The organism is Bradyrhizobium sp. P5_C12 (assembly GCF_054049735.1).
This window is the reverse complement of record NZ_JBFULU010000098.1, coordinates 1-7,173: the sequence shown is the minus strand read 5'-3', so window position 1 is coordinate 7,173 and position 7,173 is coordinate 1. Positions and strand designations below refer to the sequence as shown.

8 protein-coding genes and 1 pseudogene are annotated in these 7,173 nt (G+C 60.2%); 7 read left to right on the top strand and 2 right to left on the bottom strand.

The window, feature by feature from the left end; translation table 11 throughout:
- Positions 1-808, bottom strand: an 808-nt coding sequence (locus tag ACXJMY_RS37450) for an adenylate/guanylate cyclase domain-containing protein (protein ID WP_456624372.1), incomplete at its 3' end; no start/stop codon positions are given.
- A gap of 285 nt (positions 809-1,093) precedes the next feature.
- Here ACXJMY_RS37450 and ACXJMY_RS37445 point away from each other — a divergent pair.
- From ACXJMY_RS37445 to ACXJMY_RS37430, 4 genes and pseudogenes are all read left to right on the top strand, one after another.
- A complete protein-coding gene (locus tag ACXJMY_RS37445) occupies positions 1,094-1,588 on the top strand; it encodes a hypothetical protein (RefSeq protein WP_456624371.1) in 495 nt (164 codons plus the stop codon).
- A gap of 77 nt (positions 1,589-1,665) precedes the next feature.
- Positions 1,666-2,145, top strand: a pseudogene (locus ACXJMY_RS37440) (MATE family efflux transporter); the annotation flags it as partial.
- Between the two features lie 171 nt (positions 2,146-2,316).
- The gene (locus tag ACXJMY_RS37435) at positions 2,317-3,354 is read left to right on the top strand and encodes a thermonuclease family protein (protein WP_456624370.1); all 1,038 of its coding nucleotides are present in this window, start codon (positions 2,317-2,319) and stop codon (positions 3,352-3,354) included.
- A 281-nt stretch (positions 3,355-3,635) separates the two neighbouring features.
- On the top strand, positions 3,636-4,316 hold the full coding sequence (locus ACXJMY_RS37430; RefSeq protein ID WP_456624369.1) for a hypothetical protein: 681 nt from the start codon (positions 3,636-3,638) through the stop codon (positions 4,314-4,316).
- Positions 4,317-4,461: 145 nt separating this feature from the next.
- Here ACXJMY_RS37430 and ACXJMY_RS37425 read toward each other — a convergent pair whose 3' ends face one another.
- Positions 4,462-5,214: an SDR family NAD(P)-dependent oxidoreductase gene (locus tag ACXJMY_RS37425; protein WP_456624368.1), complete on the bottom strand. Its 753-nt coding sequence runs from the start codon at positions 5,212-5,214 to the stop codon at positions 4,462-4,464.
- A 95-nt stretch (positions 5,215-5,309) separates the two neighbouring features.
- Here ACXJMY_RS37425 and ACXJMY_RS37420 point away from each other — a divergent pair, with 95 nt between their 5' ends.
- From ACXJMY_RS37420 to ACXJMY_RS37410, 3 genes are all read left to right on the top strand, one after another.
- On the top strand, positions 5,310-5,621 hold the full coding sequence (locus tag ACXJMY_RS37420; protein ID WP_456624367.1) for an ArsR/SmtB family transcription factor: 312 nt from the start codon (positions 5,310-5,312) through the stop codon (positions 5,619-5,621).
- A gap of 63 nt (positions 5,622-5,684) precedes the next feature.
- Entirely contained in the window at positions 5,685-6,284 is a 600-nt protein-coding gene (locus ACXJMY_RS37415) for a hypothetical protein (RefSeq protein ID WP_456624366.1), read from the top strand.
- The gene (locus tag ACXJMY_RS37410) at positions 6,277-7,155 is read left to right on the top strand and encodes a hypothetical protein (protein WP_456624365.1); all 879 of its coding nucleotides are present in this window, start codon (positions 6,277-6,279) and stop codon (positions 7,153-7,155) included. Before ACXJMY_RS37415 ends, ACXJMY_RS37410 begins: the two co-directional genes overlap by 8 nt.
- Positions 7,156-7,173 lie beyond the last annotated feature (18 nt).

The window sequence follows — 7,173 nt, the reverse complement described above, 5'->3', positions numbered from 1 at the left end:
GGGCGAACTCATGTGCGAGCCGCGATTTTCCGATGCCTGCATCGCCGATCAGAAAGACCGTCTGCCGGCTTGCACTAGACCTCTCCGCGGCACGTCCCAACAGGGCCCGCTCGGTCGTGCGATCGACAAACCGCGAAACGCTCCGGGCTCGTCGCACCCGCCAGCTTGAAAGGTCGCTCGCTCCGACGACACGGTAGACCGGCAGCGGCTCGTTGAATCCGCGCAGCACCTTGACACCCAAGGATTCGAACCGGACATGTCCATCCGCGAGTTTCTGGCAGGCCTCCGACACGTAGATCTGATTGGCCTCGGCCGCTGCCTCCAGCCGCGCGGCAAGATGCTGAGCGGCTCCTCCGATCTCGTAGACCTTGGAAAACTCGCTGGCGACCATATAGGCGACGACGTGCCCCGAATGAAGGCCGACCCGAACCTGAAGTCCGGGATCGCCAAGACGGCCGACCCGCCGGACAAGCTCGATGGCCGCATGGCAGGCGAGCGGCGCATGGTTGTCGTCGGCGATCGGGGCACCAAAGACAGCGGCCAAGCCGTCCCCCAACTCCTTGCTGACGATGCCGCCAAACTGGCGTACCGCGCCCCTCATGGCCGCCAGCGCAGGCTCCAGGCGTGAGATGGCCTCCTCCGGCTCCAGTTCGGCAACAAGCCCTGTGGAGTCGATGACGTCGGCTCGGAGAATTGTCACAAACCGCCGCTCGCTGTCGGGATCAGCACGCCGACGTACCGCCGCCCCACACTTGGAGCACCAGCTATCGTCCGGATCAATCGCCGACTGACACGCGAAGCAATGCATTCCTGCGCCTTCAAGGATCGCGGCGTCGCTGTCGTCCAGCGCCCGCGAGCAACTGTGGTAAGAATACCTATCAAGAACCGCTTAGCAATCGGACTTGCCCATCGCCGTTTAGCGGGGCACGGTGCGGGTGGCGATCTGGACGAACCACAGTCCTGAGTGGTAGCGTACGCAAATCCCAGCAAAGATGGGGCATATATTCCGGCGGAGCCAGGTTGGCAAAACCAACCGGCGTCGCGGAGCTGTATGTATTTTCGCAAAGCCAAGGACATATTGAGGGAAAAGACGATGGGGTCGAGAACTTACACCGGGGCTTCATTCAAAGATTTGATGAACGACAATTATTTCCCTCTGGAAAACATGAAGAGGAGCGTGGACATCCTCAAGGCGTCGCCGGACATCCACGTGCCGACCCTGGAGTACGGCCAGTACCACCTGATCCTGACGCCGGCGGACAAATGGCCGGACGGGAGCGCGGCGTACTGGCACAAGGAGAAGGGACGGGCTCGCGTCGACCTCACCACGCAGCTGAATACGGTCCCGCTGTCCAAGGACGAGCCTGGCGTGATCCCGCTGACGCGATGCGCGCTGCTCGATGCCTGCGTGCGGAAATGCTTCAATTCCGAGCCGCCGATCCCGATGAAGACGAACATCATCACCCACACGGCGAGCGACGCCTATGCCGACCGGCACGAAATCCGGCTGGAGTGGGAGTACGACAACGGTGAGGACCAGGCGCCGACGCTGCTCCACCTGACGATGGTCTGTCCGTACAGGCCTTGATCTTCAGCTGATCCCGGGACTTCGACGTCCAATCCGGTCGTCCGCAACGTGTACGGGTTGATCAAGAGGGAGGTCCGTTGCCGCCACCCGCGCAACCAGCCGCGAATGCGCTGCTCGACGAACCGATCCTGCGCACGCTGCTCTCGCTGGCCTGGCCGAATGCGCTCGCGTTTTCGGCCGGGACCCTGGTCGCGATCGCGGAGACCTCCTACATCGGGCGCCTCGGTGTCGAAGCGCTGGCGGCGATGGCGCTGGTGTTTCCTTGCGTGATGCTGACCATGAGCATGTCCGGTGCGGCCATGGGCGGCGGCGTGTCGTCGGCCATTGCCCGCGCACTCGGCGCGGGTGACCGCGACCGCGCCGAACGCCTGGCGACCCATGCGCTTCTGATCGCAATCTTCTTCGGCCTGATCTTCATGCTGGGCATGCTGGCCGGTGGCCCGCACCTTCTCGAATTGCTGGGCGGTCGCGACAAGGTGCTGGCGGAGGCGGTCGCCTACAGTCAGGTCTATTTCGGCGGCGCGATCGTGATCTGGCGCGGGCTGGCACTTGCCGGCCCGCGCTCCGTGTTGCGTGCCTTGGAAAGGCCCGAGCGCACGCTGCGGCAGCGTGTCTCCACGTCTTCTGCCGTCATGGGCCTGTCGCACGAAGATGATCGGCTTCTTCCAAATGTGCGCGCGGGTCGCTTCCTCACAACGACCGCCGCGCGCGTGTGACGGGAGCGGCCGATGCCGGTTGGACTGTTGGAGGTCGAAGGCACGATCGATGTCGGCCAGTTCTGGCCGGAGGGCCGGTCGGACGCCGACACCACCAAGGTCGTGGTGGCCGTCGCACCGGACGCGATCCGCTTCCGCAAGAACGATACTTCGCCGTTCCAGCCGACCCACGTCTTCGACCATGCCAAGGTCAAGGGGCGAACCAACACGGCGCCGGTCAAGAACGGCAAGCTCACCATTCGCCTCCAAGGCATCGACGCGCCGGAGCTGCACTATCAGCCGTCGCCGCTGTCGGCCACCGAGAAGAAGGGCCTGCTGGATGYCAAGCGCGCGGCCTTTCACGCGCTCACGCACGCTTACCGGCAATTCCTCGGCGCGACCTCGACCAAGGCGCTGCATGATTTCCTCAGCCGTGCCGGCGAGGCGACGCTGGCGTGCCGGGTGTTCACCCATGTCGATGCGCCGAACGAGGTGTTCGACACCTATGGCAGGCTGGTCGGCGACATCGAGGTGACCGTCGCGAACCGGACGGTCGACATCAACCACTGGCTGGTCGCACAAGGATTTGCCTATCCGACCTTCTACTCCTCGATGAACGACGACGAGATCAAGGCCTTTCTCGCGCTCGCCAAGACCGCGCGAACCAAGAAGCTGCCGGTCTGGAAGCATCTCGCCAAAACCATTCCGGCCTTCGACTTCGACCTGCGCGAGCCCAAGATAAACGAGACCGGCGTGCTCGCGACCGACATGGGCCCGGTGATCCTGCCAAAGCTCTACCGCCGCTACACCAACTGGTCGGCGCGCAAGAAGGCGAAGGTGACGAGCCAGAACTTCCAGAAATTCCTGGGCGACGGCTCCGGCGGCAAGCCCGACACCTGCTACGAGATCGGCGACTTCCTGGCGAACGGAGTGCACTCGGCAACGCCAAGGAATTTTGCCGATTTCGTCGAAGGCGGGAAGACGATCAAGTTTCAGCCGGACGGGCTGGTGTTCGGCGAAGCGCCGTCGAGCTTGGTCGGGGCGGATGGCCAGGCGATTACGGGGTTCTGACAAGGCGCCGCCCGCAGCTCCAAATTACGCGATGCTTTCGACGGCCATAGGCATATTCATCGTCGAGCGAGCCGGTGGGAACCTTCTTCATGGGGACGGTTGGACCCAAGAGCCTGGCGTACGATCCAAGGCGCGACATGAAAAAGAGCAGCCTTTGTTCGAACACGCATGCGCGGTAGGACCCCGCTGAGCGGCCTCACACGGCCGGGGTGGGGCTAAGATCGGGCAATCGACAGGCTCGCTATGGACACAAGCAATTTTATCCGCTTGGCTATTCAATAATGACGAAACGATTTCTGACGGGCGCCTTGCCGTTTTACGCGCTGGCCGGGTTGGCCACGTGCCTGTACCTGTTCCTCTATAAGACGAACATCCTGGACTTGAACGCGATCGTCCTCGACGCGGCCGGTTCGTCATGGTTTCCGGTTTTCATATTCGTTTGTGTGCTGCTGGAGTCGATCTTCCCGTACTTTGGCTACTTTCCCGGCACCGCGCTGATTTTGATGTCGGTCGCGCTAAATCCCAAGCCTGCGGATGCCTTCGTTTTCATTCTGGCATGGCTGGCCATTATCGTGGGCGCCGTTCTGAGCTATGGACAGGCTCGTTTTTTCAGGCCGCTCTTGAAACGAGTTGCCTCAAGAGCCGCAATGAACAAGTGCGAATCATTCCTCGACGCTTACGGACCTTACGCGCGGATCGCCTTGTTTGTTCACCCGAACGCTTGCGCGATGTACTTCACGGCGCTCGGACTTCTCAACCGCAACCTGGCCGGTGAATTCCTGCATCTCTGCATGGGGGCCGCGGTCTCGGTAGGCATTTTATTCGTCGTTGTGACCAGGCTGTTGTCGTCCGTCGGCAGCACCGATGACGGGGAACTGCAGCTGCTGCTGGCGGCAGGGCTTGTCGCTATCGGGACTGTCGTTGGTCTTTACGCGGCATTGCGCCGGGACGAGACCGCATAGGCGGACTCACAAACAAAAATGGCCCGCGTCGAGCGGGCCATTTTCGTATCGGAAGCAGTGAAGTCCGGTTGCGGGGATACACCACCACCGACCGTGCCGGAACGACGGCCTTCGGCGCCGTCGGTCCGCCAGAGCACGCGCCTCGTCAGCGAAGGCCGCCGGTGACGTGAAGCGTCTCGCCCGTGACGTAGGACGCCTCGTCCGAAGCGAAGAAGGCCACCGCGGCAGCGATCTCCTCAGCCTTGCCGATGCGGCCAAGCGGGGTGAYGGATTCGATCCATTTGCGCATGTCGCCCTCGTGTAGGCCGGCGGAGACGACGCCTTCGGTGGCGATCATGCCCGGATTGACGGCGTTGACGCGGATCTTGCGCGGCGCCAGCTCCTTTGCCAGCACGGCGGAGATCGCATCCACCGATGCCTTCGTCGCGGTGTAGACGGCGGTGTTCGCCGGCGCGATGGTCGATACGCCGGAACTGATGTTGATGATGCTTCCGCCCTTGGGGTTGAAGTGCCGCGACGCCTCCCCTGAGATCAGCAGGAGGCCGAGCACATTGAGGTCGAAATGCTTGTGGAAATGCTCGGGCGTGATGGCCTCGAGCGGCGCGAACTCGTAAATGCCCGCGTTGTTGACGAGGATGTCGATCGCGCCGAACGCCTTCACGGTCTCCGCGACGACGCTCTTCACGTCCTTGGCGTCGGCCAAATTGCCGTGGACGGCGACGGCTTTGCCGCCCTTGGCGATGATGGCGGCGACCACGCGGTCGGCACCTTGTTTGCTGGAGCTGTAATTGACGGCGACCGCCGCACCCTCAGCCGCAAGCCGGGCGGAGATTTCGGCGCCGATGCCTTTGGATGCGCCGGTCACGAGCGCAACTTTACCTTCGAGTCTCTTGCTCATCGCATGTCTTCCGTTGGTCGGCGGGATGCCGATATTCAATAGTTCAATACTAGTGAACTATTGAATGAGTTCAAGGGGCATGCTATATTTTTGGCATGGTGCAGTTCGTTCACCCATCGCGGGACGAGATTACACTCGCCGGGGTGCTCGGAGCCCTCGCGGATCCCATGCGGCTGCGTATCGTCAAAAGCCTGGCTGCGCAAAACGATTGCATGTCGTGCACCGAGGCGGCGCCTTGCCCTGAGATGGCGAAGTCGACCCTGTCGAACCATTTTCGCATCCTGCGGGAGGCCGGCCTGATCCGGACGTCAAAGCAAGGCGTCCAGCACCGCAATGTCCTGCGCGAGGAGGACATCAACGCGCGGTTTCCGAAACTGCTCAAGATGATCCTGAGCTTTCCGGACTGAGGGCGTTCGCTCACGACAGATTTTGGGGATGCGTGTCCTGATGTCGAGCTTGCGGAGAAGGATATGGATTTCGATGACCTGATTTTCGAATGCGCGCCGCCACCGAACCGACGCGGCAAATGCGACGGCGAAAATGAGCATCGATTTTACGAAGGCGCAGTGATGGTCGCTTACGCCATGCACCTTTTGCGAACAGAGGCAACAAACCAAGTTGCTATTCATCCGGACGGAATGCACGGCAAGCAATTCGACTTCATGGCCTGGCTGGAACGACAGGGATTCAACCAGGTTTCGCGAAGCGGCTCAACGAAATACGCGGGCGTCTTCATCCACAACGATGGACGAAAACTCGTCGTTGATCCAACTTCCGGAAAGGGCGACGTCGTTGCTACCGTAGGGAATATGATCATTTCAGCCGAGTGCAAAGGCGGCATCATCAATACTCGYCACTCCGGACAGAAATCGAAGCTGTATAGAGGTCTTTGCGAGACAGTTGGGCTGCTATTGGCGACCCCTTCCAGTGGACGGCAGGTTGCCGTTGTGCCCTATACCGAGCAAACCCTGAACCTAGCCAAGCGATTGGCTCCGCGCTGCGCCGTCGCCGGAATTGAAATCGCGCTGATGAAACGTCGCGGCGAGATTATTGACGTGCGGGTTGAATAAAGTGGCCTGCTATTTCACAGCAGAGGATGTTGCCGCGCTGAACAGCGCGAAGGACGACGTCCACACAAAATTTGAAGCGCTTCGCAACAAACTCATTGCTCGGACCTACAACAGCAACCGCGGGCGCGAGTACGCTGTCAGTGGCCTCATCCGTAGATTGGATACGATGATCCGCGCCATCAACTATGTGTACAATATTCTCCCGCCAGAACAGGAGGACATTCCTGACGTCGACGACCGTGTCGGCGCCACGATCGTAATTCAATCATTCGTCACCAACCTGCATGGATGTCTCGATAATCTCGCGTGGATATGGGTATACGAAACAAGCCAAAGAGGCCCGGATGGAAAAGAACTTGACCGACACTTGGTTGGCCTTGGCGAAGGATATTGGCTTCTCAGGAAATCGTTTTCAAAACCGTTTAGAAAATATCTCCAGACCCGAAGAAAATGGTTCCGGCATGTGGCGGAGTTCCGTGATGCTTTGGCCCACAGGATACCCCTATACATTCTGCCATTTATTCTCTCCAAAGATAAATCCGACGAATACCATCGGCTTGAGAAGGAGGCCCACGAAGCCGGTCAGAAAGGTGACTACAAGGCCTATGACGAATTAATAGCGAAGCAGAGAAAGCTCGGCGTTTATCGGCCATGGATGATGCATTCTCCCACGGAGAAATCCCCCGGCGTCGTTTTCCACGAACAGCTTTTGCAGGATTTCGTGACAATTGACGAGTGCGCCAACAAAATTCTAGAGGAATTAGCCCTCTTCGATAAGATTCCGAAAGTGGAAAGTACTGGCATCATTCGCCGAATCTTGTGTCGCGGACTGCAAGCGATACGCTACCTTCTCCGCCGACGCGCAGACTGAATTCGAGCGAGCTATCAT